Source organism: Sphingomonas bisphenolicum (assembly GCF_024349785.1).
Classification (GTDB): Bacteria; Pseudomonadota; Alphaproteobacteria; order Sphingomonadales; family Sphingomonadaceae; genus Sphingobium; species Sphingobium bisphenolicum.
In genome coordinates this window covers 1,319,462-1,343,832 of record NZ_AP018817.1, presented here as the reverse complement: position 1 = coordinate 1,343,832, position 24,371 = coordinate 1,319,462, and the positions used below count along the sequence as shown (strand labels likewise).

The following is a 24,371-nucleotide window of genomic DNA, read 5'->3' as shown; positions in this document are numbered from 1 at the left end:
ATCCATTGCCGCCTATTTGGCGGCGCTGGCGACCTGCGTTTCCGCCATCGGCGCCGCATCCGCATCCAGCGGCCCCCGACCGAAGGCGTTGCCGGCCGGGAAATAGCGGCACACCAGATAATCGGCATTGGCCCCTTCACCCAGCGCGCAGCCGATCTGCCTCGTCCCGCGCCAGATCATCTGGGCATAATGGCCGACATCCTGCCAGCGCCCGGTGCTGCTGAGATCGGGCAGCTTGCCCGCGATCCGGGTGAAGCGCTTTTCGTCCAGGAACGACCCGACCATAGCCTGGTAGCCATAGAGCCGGCGCGGTCCCATCCACAGATTTTCGCCACTGGGGATGGTGCGGCCCGTGCGCGGCGAATGACGAAAGACGCCGCTATGCGCCATGTCGTCGGCATAGCGCGCCGCATCGGCCGCCAGTGCATCGTCCCAGTCCAGCAAGGGCAGGCCGAGCGATGCCCGCTCGCCATTATGCGCGTCCAGCATCACCGCGCGCAGCAGCGAATCGCCGCGCGCCGCTTCCGCCATGCCATAATAGGCCGCCGGCATCACCGCGCCCGCCGCGCCCCCCTTGGGCGCCCCTGCCCCGTCGCTATCGCTCGCCCCCTGTGCGCCGCCCGCCGTCACCAGCAGAACCGGCAGCGTCGCTGCCCATAGCGAAGCGCGCAAAAACGCTTTAGGGCTGCCCCCAGCCATGTCGTCCCTTACCCCCCAAATCGCAACGGCCCCAGACCCTGTCCGTGCCGACGCCCAAGCCTTATATATCCATTGGCCCTTTTGCGTATCCAAATGTCCCTATTGCGATTTTAACAGTCATGTCCGCGACGGCGTGAACATCGACGCGTGGCGGACCGCGCTGCTGGCCGACATGGCATATGAGGCGGCGCTGACCGCGGGGCGGCCGCTTTCCTCCATCTTCTTCGGCGGCGGCACGCCCTCCCTGATGCCGCCCGCGCTGGTCGAGACGCTGATCGACGCGGCGCAGCATCATTGGGGCTTCACGTCGGACATAGAAATCACGCTGGAGGCCAATCCCAATTCGGTCGAGGCGGCGCGTTTCGCCGATCTGGCCGCCGCCGGGGTCAACCGCACCTCGCTTGGCCTGCAGGCGCTCGACAATGAGGCGTTGCATTTCCTCGGCCGCGCCCATGACGTCACGGAAGGGCTGGCTGCGCTCGACACCGCGCAGGCCGTGTTCGACCGGGTGAGCTTCGACATCATCTATGCCCGCCCCGGCCAGAGCGAGGCGGACTGGCAGGCCGAACTGGCCCGCGCCTTGTCCTTCGGCACTGGCCATCTCTCGCTCTATCAACTGACGATCGAGCCGGGTACGCGCTTCGCCACGCTGGTCGCGCAGGGCAAGCTGACGCCCGCCGACCCGGACCATGGCGCGGCCCTGTACGAACTCACGCAGGCGATGACGGGTGCGGCCGGCATCCCCGCCTATGAAATCAGCAATCACGCCCGGCCGGGCGAGGAAAGCCGGCATAACCTGACCTATTGGCGCTATGGCGACTATGCCGGGATCGGGCCGGGCGCGCATGGCCGCCGCGGCGGCATGGCGACGCTGCGCCACAAGAAGCCCGAAAACTGGATGAGCGCGGTCGGCCGCAACGGTCACGGCCTCCAGCGCGAAGAGCCGCTGTCGGGCGAGGACCGGGCGCGCGAGGCGCTGCTGATGGGATTGCGGCTGGGCGAAGGCGTGGACCTGGCCCGAATCGCCGCCCTGTCGGGGATCAAGGCCGACCGGCTGGTCGACGAACGGGCGATCGACCAGCTCACCGGCCTCGGCCTCATCCGCCTGACCGGCACCCGGTTGCAGGTCGCGCCGGCCGGCATGTTGCTGCTCGACGCGATCCTGCCCGAAGTGGTCGCGGTCTAGGGCCGCTCGGTAACATCAGGGCTGGTCGTTACGCAGTTCCGCGATCGACTGGTCGATTTCGCGCAGCGCCTGCGCGCGGGCATAGGCAGGCATGGACGTGTTGCGGGCGATCTGGCCCCGCGCGGTGCGCAGGCCATTCAGCGCCGCAACATGGTCGGAACGCGCGGCGCGTTCGGCGCGGGCTTCGGCGATGTCGGCCTGCCGCTCCGCCCGGTCCGCCTGAAGGTCGGCCGCCTGCTCGGAACGGCGGGCCGCCCGTTCGGCGCGGGCCTCGGCAATATCCGCCTGCCGCGCGGCGCGATCGGCTTGCATCCCGGCCATGTCGGCGGAGCGCTGGGCCGCCCGCTCGATCGCCGCGTTGCAGATGCGCACCCGGATATGGCGACGGCCGCTGGCGTCCACACTTTCCCGGCGGGTGGTGACGTCCCTGCCGCCATCGCAGCCTTCACGGACGTCGACCACCGGCACCATGCGGGCGATCTCCGCCTCGGTCGGCACGCGATGCGTTTCGACGCGACCGTCGGCATGGGTCACGGTGATCCGGCCCTTTTCATTGCGGACGATGGGCGGGGCCGGCGGCACGGGCGGCACCGGGGCGATCATGTCGGCAGCGGGCACGATCGGCGCGGGCGGGGCCATGGGGGCTGGCGAGGGCCAGGATTCATCGGCCGCCTGGGCCGCGGGGACGGCTGGCACAGATGGGACCGCCGCGACTTCAGCCAGCGCTGGCGCGGTCGCCGCTGCGGGCTGCGACACCAAGTCAGACAGTTTGGCAAAGTCGGCGCTTTCCACCTTGTCGGTGATCGCCGCCATCTGCTGCGCGGCGCGGCTGCCCGATGCGGTGAGCGCCAGGCCGGCGGCGGTGACGATGGCGACGGCGGCCATGCCCCAACTGATACGCTGGAGCGAAACATCATGGTTGGACAGCATTTTCAGCCTCCCTTTCAACGTCGTGATACGGGTGAGATGGCAGGCGCCGGCAAATTGCCGGCCGCCCGCCGCCTTCAAGATGGCGCGGCCATAGGCATGGGCCTGATCGCGGCCGTAGAGCGAGAGGACGCGCGCGTCGCAGGCGGTTTCCTGGTCGGCGCGATAGGCGCGATAGGCGATCCATGCGACCGGATTGCACCAATGCACCGCCAGCAGCAGCAGCGCGATCATGTTGGCGGCCAGGTCGCCGCGCTCATGATGCGCCCGTTCATGGGCGATCGCCATATCCTGTTCCTGCGCGTCATAGCGCAGCGCGAAATCGGCGGGCAGCACGATATAGGGGCGCAACACCCCGAAGGCGAGCGGCCCGGACGCATGGGGGCTGGTGATGAGGCGGATGCGCCCCTCCTCCCCGATCGGCGTCGCGCCATCCAGCATATGGCGGCGGAACCGCCCATAGCCCACGGCCTGCACTGCCAGAAAAGCAAGCAGCCCGACGAACCACATGCCGATGCCGATCTCCAGCCAGGGGAAAGACGGCGCGGATGAAGCGACCGATGCGGCGGGTGCGACCGTCAGCAGGTCCGGCAAGCCAACCTGATCGACCGCGACATGCAGCGGCGAGGGATCGACGTCGCGTGGCAGCGCGGGCAACAGCATCCGCGCGAGCGGCAGCGCCCAGAGCAGATAGGCCGCCCCTGCCCCCAGCCAGCGCGCCACCGGCCGCCGCAGCATCATGACCAGCGCCATCAGCAAAGTGGTGGCGATCAGCGTTTCGGCCAGCCAGACGCTCATGATTTCAACCCCTTCAGGATAGCCTCAAGCTCGGCGATATCGTCCGCCGTCAATTGATCCTGTTGCGCCAGTTGGGCGACCAGCGGCGATATGCGCCCGCCGAACAGCCGGTTTACCAACCGTCCGGATTCGCCCGCGACATAATCGTCGCGCGCCACCATCGGGCGATAGAGAAAGCGGCGGCCATCCTGGTCGGCGGCGATGATATCCTTGGCCATCAGCCGCGACAGCAATGTCTTGACCGTCTGCAGGCTCCAGTCGCGGTCGGCGGCGACCCGATCCGACACATCATTGGCGGTCTGCGGCGCGGTTTCCCACAACGCCTCCATCACCACCAGTTCCGCTTCGCTGATCTTCTCGCTCACTGGGCTTCATCCGACTCGCATGTTTAACAACCACAGATGTAGTCGCATCGATTACGGATGTAGTCAATAGCCGTTCGCAATGGGTCGGACGTGGTTCTTGGCATTGAAAAGGCGCGACATGTCGGAAATTTTGACAAAGCGGATGAAGGCTGTCGAGGCGTTAACCTTTGGAACCCGTGCTTTCCCGCAAACGCGCCATTGTGGCACAGTCATTGCGACTTTGGTCGCGTTCCCACCGTTTACCTATCGGGGGATGCAGGCCGTCTCCGCCAGCATCCCCCACCCGGTGGCGCTATCCCTTTATCCCTCGACAATGCTCTCGAAGTGACTGTGTGCGACCGGAATCGGACATGTTCCCCCTCCCGCAAGCGGGACGGGAATGGCGGAAAACCACCCAAAGCAACAAAAAAGGGCGGCCGAACCCGGACCGCCCTTCGCAAACCGTCGAACCCAGCCCCGCTTAACTGGCGGCGACGCCCTGGTCGGTCATCAACTGCTGCAGTTCGCCCGCTTCATACATTTCCATCATGATGTCGCTGCCGCCGACGAATTCGCCCTTCACATAGAGCTGGGGGATGGTCGGCCAGTCGGAGAAGGCCTTGATGCCCTGGCGCACGGCCTGGTCCTGCAAGACGTCTACCGTGTCGTAGGCGACGCCCAGATGCTCCAGGATCGCGATGGCGCGGCTGGAAAAGCCGCATTGCGGGAAGAGCGGCGTGCCCTTCATGAACAGCACCACGTCATGGGCGCCCACAAGTTCGGCAATCCGCTGATGCACGGCGTCGGTCATGTCTAAGGTCCAGTCCTGTCTGGCGCCCCGTCCGCGGAGCGCAAATCTATCGAAGGATTAGTTGGGAACGGCGGTGGTCAGTTGCAAGGCGTGCAGCACGCCGCCCATGCGTCCGCCCAGCGCCGCATAGACGGCGCGTTGCTGCGCGACCCGGCTCATGCCGCGAAAGCTTTCCGCCACGACTTTCGCCGCATAATGATCGCCATCCCCGGCCAGGTCGGTAATCTCGACCTCAGCATCCGGAATCGCGGCGCGGATCATGTCCGCAATATCGTCGGCGGCCATCGGCATGGATCGTCGCCTTACTGGGCTTCGATGAACATGCGGCGGGCGATCACCGCCTGCTCGTCCAGCGCGGCGCGCACGCCCGGCTCGTCGATGTCGATCCCGGCCGACGTCATGTCGCCCACCAGCTTGCGGATAACGTCCTCGTCGCCCGCTTCCTCGAAATCGGCCTGCACCACCGCCTTGGCATAGGCGTCGGTTTCTTCCGGGGTCAGGCCCATCTTCGCCGCCGCCCATTCGCCCAGCAGGCGGTTGCGCCGCGCCTGGATGCGGAACTGCAGTTCCTGATCGTTGGCGAACATATTTTCGAACGCCCGTTCGCGATCGTCAAAGGTGGTCATGCGTCAAAGCCCCGTTGAAATGCCGTCTGATTACGAAAGATAGGAAGAAGCGCGCCGTTACGCAACGGCTGCGGGCACGATCCAGGGGCGGTCTTGCGCTTGGCTGGCCTCATAGCGGCCGATCATGTCCGACTGGTCCAGAGTCAGGCCGATTTCGTCCAGGCCGCCCAGCAGGCAATGTTTGCGGAACGGATCGATCTCGAAGGCAAAGCGATCCTGGAACCGGGTGGTGACGGTCTGCGATTCCAGATCGATATGGATCGGATCGGGCGTCCCGTTCACGCCCTTGGCGACGTCCATCAGACGGTCGATGGCCGCCTGCGGCAACACTACCGTCAGGATGCCGTTCTTGAAGGCATTGCCGGAGAAGATGTCGGAAAAGCTGGGTGCGATCACGACCTTGATCCCCAGGTCGCCGAGCGCCCAGGCGGCATGTTCGCGGCTGGACCCGCAGCCGAAATTGTCGCCCGCGATCAGGATCGGGCTGCCGACATAGGCAGGATCGTCGAAGACGTTGCCCGGTTCCTTGCGCAGCACTTCGAACGCGCCGCGGCCCAGGCCGTTGCGCGAAATCGTCTTGAGCCAATGTGCCGGGATGACGATGTCGGTATCGACATTCTTCATCCCGAACGGATAGGCCCGGCCGTCGACGATCGTGAGCTTGTCCATCAGTGAACCTTCTTCGCCTCGGCAGCGGGCGTGTCTTCAGCACGGCCCAGAGTCGCGGCCATCGCCGCGCTGGCCAGTGCGCCCAGCGTCAGCAGCCAGAAAATCTTCTTCATGCGACCACACCCTCTTTTTCATGCAACAGTTCACGGACATCGGTCAGCCGGCCAGTGATCGCCGCCGCCGCCGCCATGGCGGGCGACACCAGATGGGTGCGCGATCCCGGCCCCTGCCGGCCCATGAAATTGCGGTTGCTGGTCGACGCGCAGCGTTCGCCCGCGGGCACCTTGTCCGGGTTCATGCCCAGGCACGCCGAACAACCCGGCTCGCGCCATTCGAACCCGGCGTCGAGGAAGACGCGGTCCAGCCCTTCTTCCTCCGCCTGGCGCTTGACCAAGCCGGAACCCGGCACGACCATCGCATGCTTGATGCCCGACGCGATATGCCGCCCCTTGAGCAGCGCGGCGGCGGCGCGCAGATCCTCGATCCGGCTGTTGGTGCAACTGCCGATGAAAATATGTTCGATGGCGACGTCGGCCATCTTCTGCCCCGCGGTCAGCCCCATATAGTCGAGCGACTTCTGCGCCGCGGCGCGCTTGGACGCATCCTCGAAGCTCAGCGGATCGGGGACCACGCCGGTCACGGCGACGACGTCTTCCGGGCTGGTGCCCCAGGTGACGTTGGGCACGATGTCGGCGGCGTCGATCACCACGGTCTTGTCGAACACCGCGCCTTCGTCCGTGTGCAGCGTGCGCCAATAGGCGACGGCCGCGTCGAAATCCGCGCCCTTGGGCGCCATCGGGCGACCCTCGATATAGGCGAAGGTCTTGTCGTCCGGCGCGAACAGGCCGGACCTGGCCCCTGCCTCGATCGACATGTTGGCGACAGTCAGCCGCCCTTCGATCGACATGTCGCGGAACACGGAACCCCGATATTCCATGACATAGCCGGTGCCGCCCGCCGTGCCGATCGTGCCGCAGATCGCCAGCGCGACATCCTTGGCCGTGACGCCGGGCGCAAGCACGCCGTCGACCACGACTTCCATGGTTTTCGACTGTTTGAGCAGCAGCGTCTGCGTCGCCAGCACATGCTCGACCTCCGACGTGCCGATGCCGAACGCCAGCGCGCCCAGCGCGCCGTGCGAGGACGTATGGCTGTCGCCGCAGACCAAAGTGGTGCCCGGCAGGGTGAAGCCCTGTTCAGGGCCGACGACATGGACGATGCCCTGCTCCAGATCCGCGTCGCCGATCAGGCGCACGCCGAATTCCGGCGCGTTGCGCTCCAGCGCGGCAAGCTGCTGCGCGCTTTCCGGATCGGCGATCGGAATGCGATGCCCGTCCGCATCGCGGCGCGGCGTCGTAGGGAGATTATGGTCCGGCACCGCGAGCGTCAGATCGGGTCGGCGCACTTTGCGACCGGCGAGGCGAAGCCCTTCAAACGCCTGCGGACTCGTCACTTCATGGACGAGATGGCGGTCGATATAGATGAGGCAGGTGCCATCGGGACGCCGTTCGACGACGTGCGCGTCCCAGATCTTTTCGTAGAGGGTGCGAGCTTTGACCATAGTCCTCATCCCCTAGACCCCTCCGACCGATCGGGAAAGGGGGTGAGCGACCGAAATCGGCAGTTTTTCCTACCGACCGGGCAAGAATGTTACACTGCCCGGTAGTCCGCTACGATCTTTCCGGCGGCGCCGATCTCCGCCTCATGACTGTCCTCGCGCCAGGTTTCGGCCAGCGCCTCTTCCTCCCACCGGAGCATGGCAGGATGGGCCAGCATATGGTCGACCCAGGCCTGCGCCTGCCGACCGACATCCAGGCCATAGGTGCGCACGCGGAACGCTACCGGCGCGTAGAAGGCGTCGACCGCCGTGAACCGGCTGCCAGCCAGGAACGGGCCGCCGAACCGGTCCAGCCCCTCTTCCCACAATTCGCGCAGGCGGGCGATGTCGCGGCCCAGCGCGGGCGAATGGATATGCGGCTCGACCCGCACGCCCACATTCATCGTGCAATCGTTGCGCAGCGTCGCAAAGCCGCTGTGCATTTCCGCTGCCGCGCATTGGGCGAAGGCGCGCGCCGCTTCGTCCGCGGGCCAGACGCCCGGATGGCGATCCGCCAGATAAAGGATGATGCCCAGAGAATCCCAGACGGTGCGCTCTTCCCCATCGGCCCCGTCGACCAGCGCCGGCACCTGCCCCGTCGGCGAGAAACTGCGGAAGGCGGCATAGTTGGTCGCGGATGCGAACGGCTCGATCCGATCCTCGAACGGGATACCCAACGCCTGCATCAGCACCCAGGGGCGCAGCGACCAACTGCTGTAGTTACGGTTGGCGGTGATGAGCGTGTAGGACATGCGGTTCCTCCCTGTGCAAGGTGCGCGCGGCTTACCGTATCGGACAACGGCGATACAGCGGCAACGATCCATGCAGCTTACAAGCTGGGCTTATCAGACAAGGTCCGTTCGGTTCGAGCCTGTCGAGAACCCTGCCCCCGTTCTCGACAAGCCTGTCCTGAGCGTGTCGAAGGGCTCGAACCGCACGGAGGTTGCGAGTGGGCCTAGCCAAGCTGTTGAACGCACGTCAAAAGAGCGCATCGCGGGCGGTGCCCCCTCGCCGCCCTCCCCTGAACCACGGAGCCTTTTGTCGTGAACCGACGCCAATTTCTCGCCACCAGTGGCGCATCCGCCATCGCCGCCGCCACCCCCAGCGCCTTCGCGCAGGCGGGCGGTGCCGACACCCGTTTCCGCGCCATGCTGGACGATTTCTTCTACGGCCGCCTCGCCGAATCGCCCGAACAGGCGACGCGCCTCGGCCTCGACACCGGCGCGCGCGCAGCGTTGCGCGGCAAGCTGTCCGACACCAGCGCAGCGGGCGCGGCCCGCAGCCTGGCCCGCACCAAAGCGCAGGTGAAGCAACTGGCCAGCGTCGATCGCGCAAAGCTCAGCCCGGCCAGCCAACTCGACTATGACGTCGTCGCCTATCAGCTCGACCGCACGGTCGGCGGCGAACGCTTCGGCTATGGCGAGACGGCGGGCCGTTACGCGCCCTATATCCTCAGCCAACTGACCGGCAGTTATCGCGAAGTCCCCGACTTCCTCGATTCGCAGCATCGGGTGAAGGACGCCGCGGACGCCGACGCCTATCTCTCGCGCCTCGAAGCCTTCCCGACCGCCATGGACGGCGAACTGGCCCGGCAGAAAGCGGATGCGGCCAAGGGCGTGTTTGCGCCCGACTATATCCTCGACACCACGATGAAGATGCAGGCGTCACTGCGCGACCAGCCCGCTGCGCAGACCGTGCTGGTCGCCAGTTTCGCCAAGAAGCTCGCCGCCGCGGGCCTGCCGCCCGAACGCGCCGCCCAGGCGGAAAAGATCGTCGCGGAGAAAATCTTCCCCGCCGTCGATCGCCAGCGCGCTCTGGTGCAGCAGTTGCGGGCGAAGGCCAGCCATGACGCGGGCTGCTGGCGCCTGCCCGATGGGGAAGCCTTCTACGCCGCCGCCGCCGAGGCCGCGACCACGACCAAGCTGACCGGCGACGAGATTCACCAACTGGGCTTGGATCAGGTCGCCGAAATCAGCGCGCGGATCGACGCGATCCTGAAGGGCGAAGGGATGAGCCAGGGCAGCGTCGGCGACCGGCTGGTCGCGCTCAACAAACGCCCGGATCAGCTCTTCCCCAACACCGATCCGGGTCGCGAGGCGCTGCTGGCGCAGCTCAACACCCAGATCAAGGCGATGCAGGCGCGTCTTGGCGAATCGTTCAACACCGTGCCCAAGGCGCCGGTCGAGGTGCGCCGCGTGCCGGTGACGATCCAGGCGGGCGCGCCGGGCGGCTATTATCAGAATGCCTCGCTCGACGGGTCGCGGCCGGCCATCTATTTCATCAACCTGCGCGACACGTTCGACCGGCCGAAATTCGGCCTCGCCACGCTCACCCATCATGAAGCGGTGCCGGGCCATCATCTGCAGGTGTCGGTGGCGCTGGAATCGGATTCGATCCCGATGATCCGCCGGCGCGGCTTCTACAGCGGCTATTCCGAAGGCTGGGCGCTCTATTCGGAGCAACTGGCTGACGAAATGGGCATGTATGAGGGCGACCCGCTGGGGCAGGTCGGCTATCTCCAATCGCTCCTGTTCCGCGCCACCCGTCTGGTGGTCGACAGCGGGATGCACGCCAAGCGCTGGAGCCGCGAGAAGGCGACCGATTACCTCATCGCCACCACCGGCATCGCGCGCGGCCGCAGCCAGGGCGAGATCGACCGCTACACCGTCTGGCCGGGCCAGGCGTGCAGTTACAAGATCGGCCATACCGTGTGGACGCAGTTGCGCGACGAGGTAAAGGCCAAGCAGGGCGCGCGGTTCGACATCAAGGCGTTCCATGACGTGCTGACGCTGGGCGCGATGCCGCTGGATATATTGAAGCAGACCGTGCGGCAGCGGATGGGGGTTGCTTAAATACACAGCGTGTTCCCGCGCAGGCGGGAACCCGGATCAGACGCGGGAACACGCATTCCTTGTAAAAGGTAAAAAACGACCCGGCGGTGCGCCGCCGGGTCGTCCAGTCTCTTCCACCCAAATCGCGAGGGTGTCGAAGTCCCCGCGAACTGGCTCGTCTCACGGCTTTCGCCGCGAATTTGAAGCAACCATCTTCCCGGCCGGTATCGGGTTCCCGCCGAGAAGATGGAGGCGCTTGCGGCCTGTACGCCGCAAAGTTATTAGCCGTTTCGGTTAAGTTTACGCCGCGAACTGGTTCATCGTGTTATGGGCGCCGCCCGCCTTGAGCGCGGCTTCCCCGGCAAAATAATCCTTGTGATCGTCGCCGATGTCGCTGCCGGACATATTCTGGTGCTTCACGCAGGCGATGCCCTGGCGGATTTCCTTGCGCTGGACGCCCTCGACATAGCCGAGCATCCCTGCTTCGCCGAAATAGTCCTTGGCCAGGTTATCGGTGCTGAGCGCCGCCGTATGATAGGTCGGCAGGGTGATGAGGTGGTGGAAAATCCCCGCCCGCGCCGCCGCATCCTTCTGGAAGGTGCGGATCTTCTCGTCGGCTTCGCGACCCAATTCCGTCGCATCATAGTCCGCGCTCATCAGCTTCGCCCGGTCATAGGCGCTGACATCCTTGCCGGCTTCGACCCAGGCGTCATACACCTGCTGGCGGAAGTTCAGCGTCCAGTTGAAGCTGGGTGAATTATTATAGACCAGCTTGGCGTTGGGGATGACCTGGCGGATGCGGTCGACCATCGACGCGATCTGCTCGATATGCGGCTTTTCCGTCTCGATCCACAGCAGGTCCGCGCCATTCTGGAGGCTGGTGATGCAGTCGAGGACGCAGCGATCCGCCCCGGTGCCTTCACGGAACTGGAACAGGTTGCTGGGCAGGCGCTTGGGGCGCAGCAGCTTGCCGTCGCGGTTCAGGATGACATCGCCATTCTTCGCCGTTGCCGGGTCGATCTCCTCGCAGTCGAGGAAGCTGTTATACTGGTCGCCAATATCGCCCGGCTCCTTGCTGACCGCGATCTGCTTGGTCAGGCCGGCGCCCAGCGAGTCCGTCCGCGTGACGATGATGCCATCGTCGACGCCCAGTTCCAGAAAGGCGTAGCGGCAGGCGCGGACCTTGGCGAGGAAATCCTCATGCGGCACCGTGACCTTGCCGTCCTGATGGCCGCATTGCTTTTCGTCGCTGACCTGATTTTCGATCTGGAGCGCGCAGGCGCCCGCCTCGATCATCTTCTTGGCCAGCAGATAGGTCGCTTCCGCATTGCCGAAGCCCGCGTCGATATCCGCAATGATGGGAACGACATGGGTTTCATAATTGTCGATGGCGTGGGTCAGGCGCTGGGCCTCGACCTCATTGCCCGTCTCGCGCGCCTTGTCGAGATCGCGAAACATCATCCCCAGTTCGCGGGCATCGGCCTGCTTGAGGAAGGTGTAGAGTTCTTCGATCAGCGCGGCGACGCTGGTCTTTTCATGCATCGACTGGTCGGGCAGCGGGCCGAAATCGCTGCGCAGCGCGGCGACCATCCAGCCGGACAGATACAGATATTTCTGCCTGGTCGTGCCGAAATGCTTCTTGATCGCGATCAGCTTCTGCTGACCGATAAAGCCGTGCCAGCAGCCCAGTGACTGGGTGTAGTTGGCCGGATCAAGATCATAGGCGGCCATGTCGCGGCGCATGATGCCAGCGGTATATTTGGCGATGTCGAGGCCTGTGTTGAAACGGTTCTGCAACTTCATGCGGGCGACGGACTCGGCATTGATGCCGTCCCAGGTGCCGGGGTGGCTGCCGATGAGGCTCTGCGCCTTCGCGATATTGTCCTGATAGGTCATGGGCCGTTGTCCTTGCGGTCGGTGAGCTGTTGCCCCTCGCCTACGCGTGTCTTGTGCAGTGCGGCAGCCCTTCTGAAGTTCAGTTGTCGATCTTTACAAAAATCTGCTGTAAAGTTGTAAAGCCTACACAGGAGCGTGAGTCATGGCCAAGGATCGTCCCGTCTATATGGGGCCGCGACTGCGGCGGCTCCGGCGCGAACTGGGCCTGACCCAGGCCGACATGGCCGCCGATCTGGAAATCAGCGCTTCCTATGTCGCGCTGCTGGAGCGCAATCAGCGGCCGTTGACTGCTGACATGCTGTTGCGGCTGGCGCGGACGTACAAGCTCGACATGGCCGAAGTGGCGGGCGACGGCGGCGCGGAGCAGACGGCGCGTCTACAGGCGGTGCTGAAAGACCCGATGTTCGCCGATATCGACCTGCCGCAACTGGCGACCGGGGATGTGGCGGTCAATTATCCCGGCATCACCGAAGCGCTGCTGCGCCTCTATACCAGCTATCGCGAGGAGCATCTGGCGCTGGCGGATCGGGACGCAGGGGCGGATGCGCAGCCGCAGGAGGACGTTGCCGATCCCGTCGCCGAATCGCGCCGCTTCCTCGCCGCCCGCCGCAACAGCTTCCCCCTGCTGGACGATGCGGCGGAGAAACTGGCGGTGGAGGCAGAGACCGAAGGCGGCCTCATCGCCTGGCTCAAGGCGAAGCATAATCTGCGGGTGCGCCGCCTGCCCTCCGACGTCATGGCGGGATCGATGCGGCGGCTCGACCGGCATCGCGACGCGGTGCTGCTGGACGATGCGCTGGATGGCGCCAGTTCATCCTTCCAGCTCGCGCTCCAGATCGCCTATCTGGACCTGCGCAAGAGCTTCGACGCGATCCTGAAGGACGGCCAGTTCGCCGGGACAAGCGGCCAGCGCCTCGCCCGCCGCGCGCTGGCCAGCTACGCCGCCGCCGCGATCCTGATGCCCTATACCGCCTTCGCCAAGGCGGTGGAGGCGCGCCGCTACGATGTCGAGGCGCTGGCCCGGCAGTTCGGCGCCAGCTTCGAACAGACCGCCCATCGCCTGACCACGCTGCAAAAGCCGGGACAGGAGCGTGTTCCTTTCTTCTTCCTGCGGGTCGATCCCGCCGGCAATGTGTCGAAACGGCTCGACGGCGCGGGCTTTCCCTTTGCGCGCCATGGCGGCTCCTGCCCGCTCTGGTCGGTGCATCGCGTGTTCGAAACCCCACGCGAAGTGGTGACGCAATGGCTGGAGCTGCCCGACGGCCAGCGTTTCTTCTCGATCGCGCGCACGGTGACGGCGGGGGGTGGCGGCTGGGGGGCGCCACGGGTGGAGCGTGCCATCGCGCTCTGCTGCGCGGCCGAGCACGCCCATCGGCTGATCTACACACAGGATTCGCCGCCGCCAGCACCCACGCCGATCGGTGTCACCTGCCGCCTGTGCCACCGCAGCCAGTGCATGGCCCGATCCGCCCCGCCGATCGGCCGCGACATGCTGCCTGACGATTATCGCCGCACCCGCGCGCCCTTCGGCTTTGCCGATGGTTGAGCGCCAGCCGTGGTTAACAGGATTTTAGGCCGGCCAAGCGAAACAGAGGCATGACCGCCACACCGCCCCGGATCGCCGCGACGCTCATCATGCGCAACGAAGCGCGCTGCATCCGCCGCTGCCTCGACAGCGTGCGGCCTCATGTCGATGCCATGGTCGTGCTCGACACCGGATCGACCGACGGCAGCGTCGCGATCGCGCGGGCGTGCGGGGCGCAGGTCCATCATCTCGACTGGCCCGACGATTTTGCTGCCGCGCGCAACCATGTGCTGACGCTGGCCGATGCCGACTGGCATCTGGTGATCGACTGCGACGAATGGATCGTGTCCGGCGGCGAGGCTTTGCGCGACTGGTGCGCCGGTCCGCCGCGCCTCGGCGCGCTCTGCATTCGCAGCAGCTTCGACCTGCCGCAACATGGCGGCAACGCCCTGCCTTCGACCCGAAGCTGGATCGCCCGACTGCTGCCGCGCGGCGTCCGCTATACCGGGCGCATCCACGAACAGCCGGTGTCAGGCCTGCCGGTCGAGCGGATCGACCTTCTGCTCGACCATGACGGCTATGAGGATGCGCAGGCGGCGGACAAGCGCGACCGCAACACGCCGATGCTGCTGGCGGAACTGCGCAACGATCCCCAAAACCCCTATCTCCTCTACCAATTGGGCAAGGAAGCGGAGACGGCGCGCGACTATGGCCGCGCGGCGGACTGGTACGAACAGGCCAGCGCCCGCACTCCCGATGGCGCGCCATGGACGCATGGGCTGCTGATCCGCCGGCTCCACTGCCTTGGCCAGTCCGGTGCATCGGAACAGGGCATCGCCATCGCCGGCGAGCAGATGCCCCATTGGCAGGAGTCGCCCGATTTCTTCTTCGTTCTGGGCAACCTCGCCATGGACCGGGCGCTGGCCGAGCCGGCTCATGCGCTCACCGAATGGCTACCCCTCGCCGCAACGGCGTGGGAACGCTGTCTGGAGATTGGCGAACGCCCCGAGCTAGACGGATCGGTGGAGGGGCGCGGCAGCCATCTGGCGCAGCATAATCTGGACGTCATCCGCCAGCAACTCGCGCTGCTGAGCGGCTAATTACTGCTCGATCAGGTCCAGATAGGCGACCACATCATTGTCGGTCGCCAGGAACAGCCCATCCTGCACCTCGGCCGGCTGCTGCTCGGCGACATGCAGGGCCTGGCTCAGCGGGCCATACATGATCGTCATGGCGGCCCCATCATCGCCCAGATGATAAAGGCGGACGGTCGCGCTGTCATAAGTGGTTCGCATGAGGCCATCCTATCACGCCAACGCGGCCAAGTCAGCGCCGGTCCTTGACCTTCATGCTGGGCGCCAGTTCGTTCGCGCCGATCCGCACCGCATCGTCGGTGAAATTGGCGACGAAGGTGGAGCCGCGCTCCAGCCCCGGCACGAAGCCCGCCTTGTTCCCTTCAATCACCAGTCCGGCGCTCGAATGTTCACGCCCTTCCGGAGCCACGGTGATGAAGGCAGACCAGTTATCCTTGTCCTTGCCCTGCACCATTTCATTGCCGGTGATGGTGCCGGTCGCACCATTGGACAGGTCGATCATATAATTGGTGAGGTGCCCGCCGCTGTCGTCGAAGCTGTTGCCGCTGATGCTGACGCGGGCGGTGCGGGTCTTGAGATAATGGCCGCCATCGCCCTGGTCGAAGCGGCTGTTGGTGACGCTCAGGCTGGCCAGCCGGCCGATATAGATGCCATGCGCGCAGTCGAGATCGCGATCGCAGCGGCCCAGCTTGCGGAAGGTCGACTTGTCGATGACCACCTGCCCGCCGTCATGATCGCCGGTCAATATGCCTTCCTCGCTGTTGCGGAACAGGCTGTTGCGGACGGTCAGGTTGCCGCTCTCCAGGCGGATGCCCGCGCCATTGCCGTCGGGCACGCGGATATTCTGGAAGATGATGCCGTCGACCGTACTGGACCGGCCGCGCAGGACGAAGGCGCCCTTCCCCTCGCACGGCACGCCGTCGAAGATCACCGTGCCCGGCGTCGCTGCGCGAATGGTGACGTCGCCACCCTGCTGCACCGCGCATTGGCGATAGGTGCCCGGCGCCACCACGACCGTGCCCTGTCCGTCACCGATGGACGCCAGCGCATCGCCCAGCCGGCCGTAGGCGCGACCGGTTTCCGCCACGGAGAAGGGCGCGCCGCCGCCCTGGGCAAAGGCGGTCGCGGTGATGGCTGCGGACAGCAGCAGAGTCGTGGACAGGATGCGCATGGCGACAGGCCTACAGCGCCCGCCCCCATGCGCCAACGCACGGATAGGGTTAACGAAAAACTGCCCCATCGCGGGACGGAAGCGGTTCTCCGGGTTAACGCCGCGTCATTCCCACTTGGCCGTCGCCTTCTGCGTCTTCTGGTTCCAGAAAATCTGGATCTTGCTGATCGTGCAGAGGTCGAAATTGGTCCAATAGGCTTCGTCGCCGTCGGTGAAAATGACCTTCAGGTCATAGTTGCAGATGGCGTTCTTGGCCTTGAAGGTGATCGGCACGGAGTGCGCGTCCTCCAGCACTTCGTCCTCCATCACGTCGTCGCCCCAGTTCTTGGACTTGGCCGGCGAGACATAGACTTCGGAAATATCGTAGCCGGTCTTGTTGAACAGCGTAAAGTCCTGATCACCGGCGAAGGCAGGCACGGCAAAAGACAGGGCGCAGGCGCCCAGAATAACGGCAATCGCTTTCATGAATGTCCCCCCGATCCGGCAAATTGCCGGTTCGGCATGGACATAATCATATTCTTGCCGACAAGAATAGATGGATTCCGATAGACTTAACCTGAATTATGGAAATCCCGCCCGCCTCGGTGTCAGCCGGGGAAGAGATCGATCCGCTCCGCATCCGGCATAACCGCATCGATCAGCAGCGATCGGTGACACCCCGATGGATCGCGTTCGAAGCAGAGCAAGGCGGTGGGCGTTTCCGCCGCCATCTCCTTCAATTGCTCGGCCTGCACGATCGCTTCGGGCAGGTCGAGCTGGCGCGCATAGATGTCGGCCAGCCGCGTATGCTGGTGCTTGCGCGCTGCCTCCCGCCCTTCGGCCGGCGTCCCCAGCGCCTTCAGCCCGACATAGTCGATCCCCGCATCCCGTAACCCGGCGGCGAGGATATTCTTGGAAAAGCCGGGGCGACGCGACAGGGGCACCGCCCGCACATCCGCCAGCAGGCGCACGCCGGCCGCTTGCAGCGCGGCGACCAGTTCGGGTTGGGTCACGCCCTCATAGCCGATGGTGAAGATTTTCATTGAATGAAGATGGGGTGCGGGTGGCGGAGCGCCAGCCCTTATGCCGTCGCGGCGACGATGCCCCTTATCCTCCCCTCTCTAAAGGGAGGGGGATTATGCAAGGGAGATCAGTCCAGATTCGGCCGCAAATAGCGTTCCGCCGTCTCCAGATCGATGCCGCGCCGCGCCGCATAATCCTCCAACTGATCCCGCCCGACCCGCGCCACGCCGAAATATTCCGCCTGCGCATGGCCGAAATAGAAGCCGCTGACCGCCGCCGTCGGCAGCATCGCAAAACTTTCCGTGAGCGTCGCGCCGGTCGCATGATGCGCGTCGAGCATGTCGAACAGGATCGGCTTGAGACTATGTTCCGGGCAGGCGGGATAGCCCGGCGCCGGGCGGATGCCGCGATATTGCTCCTTGATCAGCGCCTCGTTGGTCAGTTGCTCGCCCTCGGCATAGCCCCATAGCGCGGTGCGGACATAATGATGCAGCCGCTCGGCAAAGGCTTCGGCCAGACGATCGGCCAGCGCCTTCAAAAGAATGTCCGAATAGTCATCGATCGCGTTCTTGAAGCGCGCCAGATGCGGTTCGATGCCGTGGATCGACACGGCGAACCCGCCCATCCAGTCGCCGTCAGGACTGATGAAGTCGGCCAGGCACATGTTCGCGCGCCCTTCCCGCTTCTGGATCTGCTGGCGCAGCATCGGCAGGGTGACATGCTTTTCATCCTCGACATGGACGATGATGTCGTCGCCCTGACGACGGCAGGGCCACAGGCCCGCCACGCCGCGCGCGGTCAGCCACTTGTCGTTGACGATCTTGTCCAGCATCGCCTGCGCGTCCGCAAACAGGCTTGACGCGCTTTCGCCCACCACCGCGTCGGTCAGGATCGCGGGATAATTGCCCGCCAGTTCCCACGCGCGGAAAAAGGGCGTCCAGTCGATATAGGGGACGAGATCGGCCAGATCCCAGTTCGGGAAGCGATGCACGCCGGGCAGGCGCGGCCGCGGCGCCTTGAGGCTCTCGTCGATCTCGAAGCCGTTGGCGCGGGCATCCTCGATCGGCACCAGCGCGCTTTGCCCCTTGTTCGCGCGGGCGACGCGGACATGCTCATAATCATCCTTGGTCTTGGCGACGAAGGCGTCCTTCTGCGTTTCGGACACCAGCGCCGTCGCCACGCCCACCGCGCGGCTGGCGTCCAGCACATGGACGACCGGGCCGGTAAAGGCCGGATCGATCCGCAGCGCGGTATGGACGCGCGATGTCGTCGCCCCGCCGATCAGCAGCGGCATCACCATGTTCGCGCGCTGCATTTCCTGCGCCACCGTCACCATCTCGTCGAGCGAGGGGGTGATGAGGCCGGACAGGCCGATCATGTCGGCGTCATGGTCGTTCGCGGCCTTGAGGATGTCCTGCCACGGCACCATCACGCCCATGTCGACCACGTCGAAGCCGTTGCATTGCAGCACGACGCCGACGATATTCTTACCGATATCATGGACGTCGCCCTTGACCGTCGCCATGATGATCTTGCCCTTGCCCTTGGCGCCGGGTTCCTTGGCGGCCTCGATAAAGGGCAGCAGATGCGCGACCGCCTTCTTCATGACGCGGGCGGATTTCACCACCTGGGGCAGGAACATCTTGCCCGCGCCGAACAGGTCGCCGACCACGTTCATGCCGTCCATCAGCGGCCCTTCGATCACCTCGATCGGCTTGGCGGCGACGAGGCGGGCTTCCTCCGTATCCTCGACCACATACATGTCGATGCCCTTGACCAGCGCATGTTCCAGCCGCTTGGCGACGGGCCAGCCGCGCCATTCCTGCGCCGCCTTTTCGGTCGCCGCATCCTTGCCGCGATAGCTTTCGGCCAGCGTGACCAGCCGCTCCCCCGCGTCGGAATCGCTGTTGAGCAGGACATCTTCGCACGCCTTGCGCAGCGCCGGGTCGATCGTGTCATACACATCGAGCTGGCCCGCATTGACGATCGCCATGTCGAGGCCAGCGGGAATGGCGTGGTAGAGGAACACGCTGTGCATCGCCCGGCGCACCGGCTCGTTGCCACGGAAGGAGAAGGAGAAGTTGGACAGGCCGCCCGAAATATGGACATGCGGACAGCGCGCCTTGATCTCCCGGCACGCCTCGATGAAATCGACGCCGTAATTGTTATGCTCCTCGATCCCCGTCGCCACGGCGAAAATATTGGGATCGAAGATGATGTCTTCGGGCGGAAAACCGATCGTCATCAGCAGCTTGTAGGCGCGCTCGCAAATCTCGACCTTGCGCTCTTTCGTGTCGGCCTGGCCCGTCTCGTCGAACGCCATGATGACCGCCGCCGCGCCATAGGCCATGCATTTGCGGGCATGGAACAGAAAGGCTTCCTCGCCCTCCTTCATGCTGATCGAATTGACGATCGGCTTGCCGCTGACGCATTTCAGGCCCGCCTCGATCACATCCCATTTGGAAGAGTCGATCATCACCGGCACGCGGCTGATGTCCGGTTCCGACGTCATGAGCTTGAGGAAGGTCGTCATCGCCTCGACCGCGTCGAGCAGCCCTTCGTCCATATTCACGTCGACGATCTGCGCGCCATTCTCCACCTGCTCGCGCGCGATGTCGATGGCGGCGGCATAGTCGCCCGCCATGATCAGCTTCTTGAATTTGGCAGAGCCGGTGACGTTGGTGCGTTCACCGATATTGACGAAATTGGCGGTCGATTTCTGAGTCATGTTTCAAAGGGTCCGTTCGCTTCGAGCGAAGTCGAGAAGCATTCGCGCCCGTGTCTCGACTACGCTCGACACGAACGGCGGTTGGGTTCAGGCGGCGATATGCATCGGCTCCAGCCCCGCAAGCCGCGTCACGACCTCCAGTTCCGGCACCAAGCGCGGCTTGTGCCCCTCCAGCGCCTTCGCCACCGCGCCGATATGCGCGGGCGTCGTGCCACAGCAGCCACCGACCATGTTGACCAGCCCCTCATCCACCCAGTCGCGGATCAGCCGCGCGGTGGTTTCGGGCAGTTCGTCATACTGCCCCAGTTCGTTGGGCAGCCCTGCATTGGGATAGGCCAGGATCAGCGTGTCAGCGTTCTTCGACAATTCGCTGAGATAGGGCCGCAGCAAATCCGCCCCGAACGCGCAATTCACACCGATGGTCAGCGGCTTGAGATGCCGCAGCGAATACCAGAAGGCGTTGATCGTATGGCCCGACAGGTTGCGGCCCGACATATCGGTGATGGTGAAGCTGAGCATCAGCGGCACCGATCGGCCCGCCGCTTCCTCCGCCTCACGCGCAGCCATGCCCGCCGCCTTGGCGTTCAGCGTATCGAAGCAGGTTTCGACCAGCAGGAAATCCACGCCCCCCGCGATCAGCGCCTCGCATTGTTCGCGATAATCGGCCTTGAGCGTGTCGTAATCGACTTCGCGATAGGCGGGATCGTTGACGTCCGGCGAGATCGACAGCGTCTTGTTCGTCGGGCCGATCGAACCGCACACGAAGCGCGGCTTGCCGTCCGCCGCCGTCGCCTTCTCGCACGCGCTGCGGGCCAGCTTGGCCGCCGCGATATTGATGTCCCACACCAGATGTTCGCAGCCATAATCGGCCATGGCGATCTTGGTCGAGCTGAAGGTATTCGTCTCGATCATGTCCGCGCCGGCCGCCAGATAGGCGGCATGGATGCCCTCCACGATGTCCGGCCGGGTCAGGCACAGCAGGTCGTTATTGCCCTTCTGGTCCTTCGCCAGGTCGAGGTCGCCGCGATAATCGGCCTCGGTCAGCCCATGTTTCTGGATCGATGTGCCATAGCCGCCGTCGAAGATCAGGATCTTGTCCGCCGCCAGGGCGCGCAATTGGGCTTCGGCTGTCATACTAAAAACTCCGTTCGGGCTGAGCGAAGTCGAAGCCCTTGTCTGAGCGGAGGCGAAGATACCTCCGTGCGGTCGGTGAAGCCCTTCGACAAGCTCAGGGCGAACGGAAAAGAATAGGTCACGCCATCTCTCCCACGATCAGCTTGGCCCTGAGCCCAAGCAGATGGCAGATCGCAAAGCTGAGCTCCGCCCGGTTGAGCGTATAGAAATGAAAGTCGCGCACGCCGCCGGTGTAAAGGCTGCGGCACAGTTCCGCCGCGATCGTCGCCGACACCAGTTGGCGCGAGGCCGGATGATCGTCCAGCCCTTCGAAGAGCCGCGCCATCCAGTTGGGCACTTGCGTGTTGCACATGGCGGCCATGCGCTGGGTCGCGGCGAAATTGCTGACCGGCATGATGCCCGGCACGATGTCGGCCGTGATGCCCGCCGCCGCCGTCTTGTCGAGGAAACGGAAATAGGCCTCGGGCGAGAAGAAGAATTGCGTGATCGCGCGGGTCGCCCCGGCGTCCAGCTTGCGCTTGAGATTGTCGAGATCGCTCTGCGCGCTCGCGGCTTCGGGGTGCACCTCGGGATAGGCCGACACGGAAATCTCGAACGGATGCCGCTTCATCAGCCCTTCGACCAGCTCGGCCGCGCCCTTATACCCGTCCGGATGCGGCTCGAACGCGCCACCGACTTCCGGCGGATCGCCGCGCAACGCGACGATATGGCGCACGCCCGCCTCCCAATAGGCGTCGGCGATCTCGCCAATTTCATCCTTGCTCGCCGCTACGCAGGTCAAATGCGCGGCGGCGGCCAGCGGTGTTTCCTTGGCGATGCGGGCGACCGTATTATGGGTGCGCTCGCGGGTGGAGCCGCCCGCGCCATAGGTGACGGACACGAATTTCGGCCCCAGCGGCGCCAATGTCTCGATCGCGGACCAGAGCTGCGCTTCCATCTTCTCCGTCTTGGGCGGGAAGAATTCGAAGCTGACGCGCGCGTCGCCGGCCAGATCGGCATAGAGCGGTGCCACGGGATCATTCAGGGTCATGCGGAAATCCGTTCTTCGATGGGCAGCACCTGCGCGCTTGCGCGCCGTCCCAGCCACAATTGCACCGTCAATTCCTGGCCGGGCAATGTCTCCACCCGCTCCAGCGCCAGACCCGCCTGCGCGAACCAGCTTTCGATCTGTTCGTCGGAAAAGCCCAGCCGCGCATGCTGGTCGCGCAGCCGCAGCTCTTCCCGTTCATGCGCCGCGAAATCGGCGATCAGCACCCGGCCATTCTGCGCCGTCACGCGCGCGGCTTCGGCGATCACCAGTTCGGGCGCCTGCGCATAATGGAGCACCTGATGCAGCACCACCGTGTCGGCGCTGCCCGAATCCAGCGGCAGGGCGGAAAAATCGCCCAGCAGCAGCGCATATTTATCGCCCGCATCCTGCGGCAGTTTGGCACGGGCCAGTCGCAGCATGTCCGGGCTGCGATCGAGCGCGGTCACCTGCTGCGCAGCCTCGCCGAACAATGCGATCATCCGCCCGGTGCCGGTGCCGATATCGAGCAGATGACCGATCGGTTCGCGGCCCAGCAGCGCGGTCATCGCCGCCTCCACTTCGGCTTCGGCGACATGCAGCGATCGGATCGCGTCCCATTCCTCCGCATGTTCGGCAAAATAGCTTTCCGCCGCCTGCGCCCGGTCGGCCCGCACCGCGGCCAGCCGCGCCAGGTCCGCCGCCTGCCACAATATCTCGCCCTCCGACGGGTCGAGCCGATCGAACAGGGCCAGGAACGGGACCACCGACGTAGCCTTGCCCAGCCGCAAAAACACCCAATTGCCTTCCTTGCGCCGCTCCACCAGCCCCGCTTCCGCCAGGATGCGCACATGGCGGGACACGCGCGGCTGGCTCTGCCTCACGACCTGCGCAATCTCGCCCACCGCCAGCTCCATCGCCCGCAGCAGATGGACGATGCGCAAGCGCGTCGGGTCGCCAAGTGCCCGGAAAATATCGAGTGCCGCGTGCATGGCAGCATCATATAAAGAAATCTTTATATACGTCAATGCGGTCGTTTGATCAGGCATTTTTCTAAGGATTTTTCGGCCAGGAAGCGGCAAAATGGCGCGCATCCGACCTTTCCCCCGCATGAATGGGATTGCCTTGCTGTGCCCAAAGCATTACGAATCGGCGCGCAGGCGCAATGGGGGGTGAGCTTTTCTCCGAGAGTGGTCTGCATTTTGTTTTTCTCAGAGAGGGGTTTGTGCCCATGACCAAGTCGATTGCTCTTTCGCTCGTTCTCGCCGCTTCGCTCGGCCTGGCTGCTTGCTCGGGCGGTGCCGAAAACGCCGCCAACAACGCCGCCAACTCGGCCGAGAACGCGTCGAACGCTGCCGACAACGCCATGAACGCCGCGCTGAACGCTGCCGACAACGCCGCGAACGCTGCGTCGAACGCGACCAACAACGTCGCGAACGCGATGTAATCAGGTCCCGTTCGGGTCTTGAATTGATGAAGGGGGTCGCACCGGCAACGGCGCGGCCCTTTTCTTTGGAGCGCCGTCCATGATCCGTATCCTCTTCTCCCTTGCGCTCGCATTCGCGCTGGCCGCTTGCGGCTCCGGCTCGGAAGATGGCGTCGGCGGCGTGAGCGCTGGCGAGGCAAAGGCGCTCAATGAAGCGGCCGCCAGGCTCGATGCGCGGACCGGCGCGGCGCAGAGCGCCGATCCCGGCCTCAACCCCGCCGCTGTGGCGGCCGCGCGCGCGGACCGAAACCGCACGGCGCCCTCGCCGCCGCCCTGATAATCGACCCCAGACATGCGGAAAGAGCCGCCCCTCGCAGGACGGCCCTTCCCATTTTTTGCATGCGCAAGCGCGTTAGCAGTTGCGATCGATCGCCCGGCCGGCCAGCGCACCCACGCCCGCCCCGATGATGGCGCCCGTGGTGCCGTCGCCGCGACGGCCGTAGCGGCCCGAACCCTTGCCGACTTCGTTACCGAGCAGGCCACCGGCGATCGCACCGATGATGGTGCCGCCCGTGCCATTGTCCCGGCAGCGATAGCCGCCGCGATAACCACCGCGATAGCTGTTGCGATAATAGCCGTCGCCGCGATAGCCGCGATTATATCCGCGATAATAGCGGTCGCCACGGTCGTAACCGCGATAGCCGCGGTCATACCCGCCGCGATAATAATCGCCACGATCATAGCCGCGCGAATAATAATGATCGCGCGCCATCGCCGGGGTGGCCGTCACGGCCGCGAGGGAGGCAGCGCCCATCGCCAGAGCGGCTCCCATATTCACAAGAAATTGCATCTTCATGGCGTTGCTCCTCAATACCATCCTCTTGGGCGGTCGCATGAAAAA

Annotated in this window: 25 protein-coding genes; 6 read left to right on the top strand and 19 right to left on the bottom strand. The window is 64.9% G+C overall.

Going from position 1 to position 24,371, the window contains the following annotated elements; translation table 11 throughout:
- Positions 1-12: 12 nt before the first annotated feature.
- Positions 13-699 (bottom strand): CAP domain-containing protein, encoded by a 687-nt coding sequence (locus tag SBA_RS06775; protein WP_261936318.1) that lies wholly within the window; start codon positions 697-699, stop codon positions 13-15.
- Here SBA_RS06775 and hemW point away from each other — a divergent pair.
- A complete protein-coding gene (gene hemW, locus SBA_RS06770) occupies positions 698-1,885 on the top strand; it encodes a radical SAM family heme chaperone HemW (protein WP_261936317.1) in 1,188 nt (395 codons plus the stop codon). The two genes, SBA_RS06775 and hemW, sit on opposite strands and share 2 nt — an antisense overlap.
- A 15-nt stretch (positions 1,886-1,900) precedes the next feature.
- Here the strand turns inward: hemW and SBA_RS06765 are convergent, their stop codons facing one another.
- The 8 genes from SBA_RS06765 to SBA_RS06730 all read right to left on the bottom strand — a co-directional run bounded on the left by SBA_RS06765 (position 1,901) and on the right by SBA_RS06730 (position 8,409).
- On the bottom strand, positions 1,901-3,610 hold the full coding sequence (locus tag SBA_RS06765) for a M56 family metallopeptidase (RefSeq protein WP_261936316.1): 1,710 nt from the start codon (positions 3,608-3,610) through the stop codon (positions 1,901-1,903).
- Positions 3,607-3,975 (bottom strand): BlaI/MecI/CopY family transcriptional regulator, encoded by a 369-nt coding sequence (locus tag SBA_RS06760; protein WP_224548700.1) that lies wholly within the window; start codon positions 3,973-3,975, stop codon positions 3,607-3,609. The genes SBA_RS06765 and SBA_RS06760 overlap by 4 nt, the downstream gene beginning before the upstream one ends.
- A gap of 460 nt (positions 3,976-4,435) precedes the next feature.
- Positions 4,436-4,765 carry a Grx4 family monothiol glutaredoxin gene (grxD, locus tag SBA_RS06755; protein ID WP_066604514.1) on the bottom strand — a complete coding sequence of 110 codons (330 nt, stop codon included), beginning with the start codon at positions 4,763-4,765 and terminating at the stop codon, positions 4,436-4,438.
- A 57-nt stretch (positions 4,766-4,822) separates the two neighbouring features.
- Positions 4,823-5,056, bottom strand: coding sequence for a BolA family transcriptional regulator (locus SBA_RS06750; protein ID WP_261936315.1), 234 nt, complete (start codon positions 5,054-5,056; stop codon positions 4,823-4,825).
- 11 nt (positions 5,057-5,067) lie between these two features.
- The gene (locus SBA_RS06745; RefSeq protein ID WP_224548699.1) at positions 5,068-5,391 is read right to left on the bottom strand and encodes a DUF1476 domain-containing protein; all 324 of its coding nucleotides are present in this window, start codon (positions 5,389-5,391) and stop codon (positions 5,068-5,070) included.
- A 57-nt stretch (positions 5,392-5,448) separates the two neighbouring features.
- Complete coding sequence (gene leuD, locus SBA_RS06740; protein ID WP_261936314.1) at positions 5,449-6,060, bottom strand: 3-isopropylmalate dehydratase small subunit; 612 nt, start codon at positions 6,058-6,060, stop codon at positions 5,449-5,451.
- A 109-nt stretch (positions 6,061-6,169) separates the two neighbouring features.
- Positions 6,170-7,621, bottom strand: coding sequence for a 3-isopropylmalate dehydratase large subunit (gene leuC, locus SBA_RS06735; RefSeq protein WP_224548697.1), 1,452 nt, complete (start codon positions 7,619-7,621; stop codon positions 6,170-6,172).
- A gap of 89 nt (positions 7,622-7,710) precedes the next feature.
- Positions 7,711-8,409 (bottom strand): glutathione S-transferase family protein, encoded by a 699-nt coding sequence (locus SBA_RS06730; protein ID WP_261936313.1) that lies wholly within the window; start codon positions 8,407-8,409, stop codon positions 7,711-7,713.
- Positions 8,410-8,700: 291 nt separating this feature from the next.
- Here SBA_RS06730 and SBA_RS06725 point away from each other — a divergent pair, with 291 nt between their 5' ends.
- A complete protein-coding gene (locus SBA_RS06725; RefSeq protein WP_261936312.1) occupies positions 8,701-10,509 on the top strand; it encodes a DUF885 domain-containing protein in 1,809 nt (602 codons plus the stop codon).
- Between the two features lie 279 nt (positions 10,510-10,788).
- Here the strand turns inward: SBA_RS06725 and SBA_RS06720 are convergent, their stop codons facing one another.
- Positions 10,789-12,384 (bottom strand): isocitrate lyase, encoded by a 1,596-nt coding sequence (locus tag SBA_RS06720; protein WP_261936311.1) that lies wholly within the window; start codon positions 12,382-12,384, stop codon positions 10,789-10,791.
- A 142-nt stretch (positions 12,385-12,526) separates the two neighbouring features.
- Here SBA_RS06720 and SBA_RS06715 point away from each other — a divergent pair, with 142 nt between their 5' ends.
- Together SBA_RS06715 and SBA_RS06710 are read left to right on the top strand one after the other, a co-directional pair.
- Positions 12,527-13,930 carry a helix-turn-helix domain-containing protein gene (locus SBA_RS06715; protein WP_261936310.1) on the top strand — a complete coding sequence of 468 codons (1,404 nt, stop codon included), beginning with the start codon at positions 12,527-12,529 and terminating at the stop codon, positions 13,928-13,930.
- A gap of 50 nt (positions 13,931-13,980) precedes the next feature.
- Entirely contained in the window at positions 13,981-15,009 is a 1,029-nt protein-coding gene (locus SBA_RS06710) for a glycosyltransferase (protein WP_261936309.1), read from the top strand.
- On the opposite strand, the gene SBA_RS06705 is transcribed toward SBA_RS06710, so the two are convergent.
- The 8 genes from SBA_RS06705 to SBA_RS06670 all read right to left on the bottom strand — a co-directional run bounded on the left by SBA_RS06705 (position 15,010) and on the right by SBA_RS06670 (position 23,036).
- Positions 15,010-15,204 carry a hypothetical protein gene (locus SBA_RS06705; protein WP_224548689.1) on the bottom strand — a complete coding sequence of 65 codons (195 nt, stop codon included), beginning with the start codon at positions 15,202-15,204 and terminating at the stop codon, positions 15,010-15,012.
- Between the two features lie 31 nt (positions 15,205-15,235).
- The gene (locus tag SBA_RS06700; RefSeq protein WP_224548688.1) at positions 15,236-16,174 is read right to left on the bottom strand and encodes a right-handed parallel beta-helix repeat-containing protein; all 939 of its coding nucleotides are present in this window, start codon (positions 16,172-16,174) and stop codon (positions 15,236-15,238) included.
- Between the two features lie 105 nt (positions 16,175-16,279).
- A complete protein-coding gene (locus tag SBA_RS06695) occupies positions 16,280-16,639 on the bottom strand; it encodes an argininosuccinate lyase (protein WP_224548686.1) in 360 nt (119 codons plus the stop codon).
- Positions 16,640-16,761: 122 nt separating this feature from the next.
- On the bottom strand, positions 16,762-17,196 hold the full coding sequence (locus SBA_RS06690) for a DUF488 domain-containing protein (RefSeq protein WP_224548685.1): 435 nt from the start codon (positions 17,194-17,196) through the stop codon (positions 16,762-16,764).
- 107 nt (positions 17,197-17,303) lie between these two features.
- Complete coding sequence (gene metH, locus SBA_RS06685; protein WP_261936308.1) at positions 17,304-19,904, bottom strand: methionine synthase; 2,601 nt, start codon at positions 19,902-19,904, stop codon at positions 17,304-17,306.
- Positions 19,905-19,991: 87 nt separating this feature from the next.
- Entirely contained in the window at positions 19,992-21,038 is a 1,047-nt protein-coding gene (locus tag SBA_RS06680) for a homocysteine S-methyltransferase family protein (RefSeq protein WP_261936307.1), read from the bottom strand.
- Positions 21,039-21,156: 118 nt separating this feature from the next.
- Positions 21,157-22,068 carry a methylenetetrahydrofolate reductase gene (gene metF / locus SBA_RS06675; protein ID WP_261936306.1) on the bottom strand — a complete coding sequence of 304 codons (912 nt, stop codon included), beginning with the start codon at positions 22,066-22,068 and terminating at the stop codon, positions 21,157-21,159.
- On the bottom strand, positions 22,065-23,036 hold the full coding sequence (locus SBA_RS06670) for an ArsR/SmtB family transcription factor (protein ID WP_261936305.1): 972 nt from the start codon (positions 23,034-23,036) through the stop codon (positions 22,065-22,067). The genes metF and SBA_RS06670 overlap by 4 nt, the downstream gene beginning before the upstream one ends.
- 239 nt (positions 23,037-23,275) lie before the next feature.
- Between SBA_RS06670 and SBA_RS06665 the strand changes: the two genes are divergently transcribed.
- Both SBA_RS06665 and SBA_RS06660 read left to right on the top strand, forming a co-directional pair.
- The gene (locus SBA_RS06665) at positions 23,276-23,491 is read left to right on the top strand and encodes a circumsporozoite protein (protein WP_119747887.1); all 216 of its coding nucleotides are present in this window, start codon (positions 23,276-23,278) and stop codon (positions 23,489-23,491) included.
- Between the two features lie 79 nt (positions 23,492-23,570).
- Positions 23,571-23,807, top strand: coding sequence for a hypothetical protein (locus SBA_RS06660; protein ID WP_261936304.1), 237 nt, complete (start codon positions 23,571-23,573; stop codon positions 23,805-23,807).
- 75 nt (positions 23,808-23,882) lie between these two features.
- On the opposite strand, the gene SBA_RS06655 is transcribed toward SBA_RS06660, so the two are convergent.
- Positions 23,883-24,326, bottom strand: a complete 444-nt coding sequence (locus tag SBA_RS06655) for a glycine zipper 2TM domain-containing protein (protein WP_224548677.1) — start codon at positions 24,324-24,326, stop codon at positions 23,883-23,885.
- Positions 24,327-24,371 lie beyond the last annotated feature (45 nt).

Coding starts and splice junctions, on each gene's coding strand:
- hemW (WP_261936317.1), top strand. CDS start 698: ATGTCGTCCCTTACCCCCCAAATCGCAACGGCCCCAGACCCTGTCCGT.
- SBA_RS06775 (WP_261936318.1), bottom strand. CDS start 699: ATGGCTGGGGGCAGCCCTAAAGCGTTTTTGCGCGCTTCGCTATGGGCA.
- SBA_RS06765 (WP_261936316.1), bottom strand. CDS start 3,610: ATGAGCGTCTGGCTGGCCGAAACGCTGATCGCCACCACTTTGCTGATG.
- grxD (WP_066604514.1), bottom strand. CDS start 4,765: ATGACCGACGCCGTGCATCAGCGGATTGCCGAACTTGTGGGCGCCCAT.
- SBA_RS06750 (WP_261936315.1), bottom strand. CDS start 5,056: ATGCCGATGGCCGCCGACGATATTGCGGACATGATCCGCGCCGCGATT.
- SBA_RS06745 (WP_224548699.1), bottom strand. CDS start 5,391: ATGACCACCTTTGACGATCGCGAACGGGCGTTCGAAAATATGTTCGCC.
- leuD (WP_261936314.1), bottom strand. CDS start 6,060: ATGGACAAGCTCACGATCGTCGACGGCCGGGCCTATCCGTTCGGGATG.
- leuC (WP_224548697.1), bottom strand. CDS start 7,621: ATGGTCAAAGCTCGCACCCTCTACGAAAAGATCTGGGACGCGCACGTC.
- SBA_RS06730 (WP_261936313.1), bottom strand. CDS start 8,409: ATGTCCTACACGCTCATCACCGCCAACCGTAACTACAGCAGTTGGTCG.
- SBA_RS06720 (WP_261936311.1), bottom strand. CDS start 12,384: ATGACCTATCAGGACAATATCGCGAAGGCGCAGAGCCTCATCGGCAGC.
- SBA_RS06715 (WP_261936310.1), top strand. CDS start 12,527: ATGGCCAAGGATCGTCCCGTCTATATGGGGCCGCGACTGCGGCGGCTC.
- SBA_RS06710 (WP_261936309.1), top strand. CDS start 13,981: ATGACCGCCACACCGCCCCGGATCGCCGCGACGCTCATCATGCGCAAC.
- SBA_RS06705 (WP_224548689.1), bottom strand. CDS start 15,204: ATGCGAACCACTTATGACAGCGCGACCGTCCGCCTTTATCATCTGGGC.
- SBA_RS06700 (WP_224548688.1), bottom strand. CDS start 16,174: ATGCGCATCCTGTCCACGACTCTGCTGCTGTCCGCAGCCATCACCGCG.
- SBA_RS06695 (WP_224548686.1), bottom strand. CDS start 16,639: ATGAAAGCGATTGCCGTTATTCTGGGCGCCTGCGCCCTGTCTTTTGCC.
- SBA_RS06690 (WP_224548685.1), bottom strand. CDS start 17,196: ATGAAAATCTTCACCATCGGCTATGAGGGCGTGACCCAACCCGAACTG.
- metH (WP_261936308.1), bottom strand. CDS start 19,904: ATGACTCAGAAATCGACCGCCAATTTCGTCAATATCGGTGAACGCACC.
- SBA_RS06680 (WP_261936307.1), bottom strand. CDS start 21,038: ATGACAGCCGAAGCCCAATTGCGCGCCCTGGCGGCGGACAAGATCCTG.
- metF (WP_261936306.1), bottom strand. CDS start 22,068: ATGACCCTGAATGATCCCGTGGCACCGCTCTATGCCGATCTGGCCGGC.
- SBA_RS06670 (WP_261936305.1), bottom strand. CDS start 23,036: ATGCACGCGGCACTCGATATTTTCCGGGCACTTGGCGACCCGACGCGC.
- SBA_RS06665 (WP_119747887.1), top strand. CDS start 23,276: ATGACCAAGTCGATTGCTCTTTCGCTCGTTCTCGCCGCTTCGCTCGGC.
- SBA_RS06660 (WP_261936304.1), top strand. CDS start 23,571: ATGATCCGTATCCTCTTCTCCCTTGCGCTCGCATTCGCGCTGGCCGCT.
- SBA_RS06655 (WP_224548677.1), bottom strand. CDS start 24,326: ATGAAGATGCAATTTCTTGTGAATATGGGAGCCGCTCTGGCGATGGGC.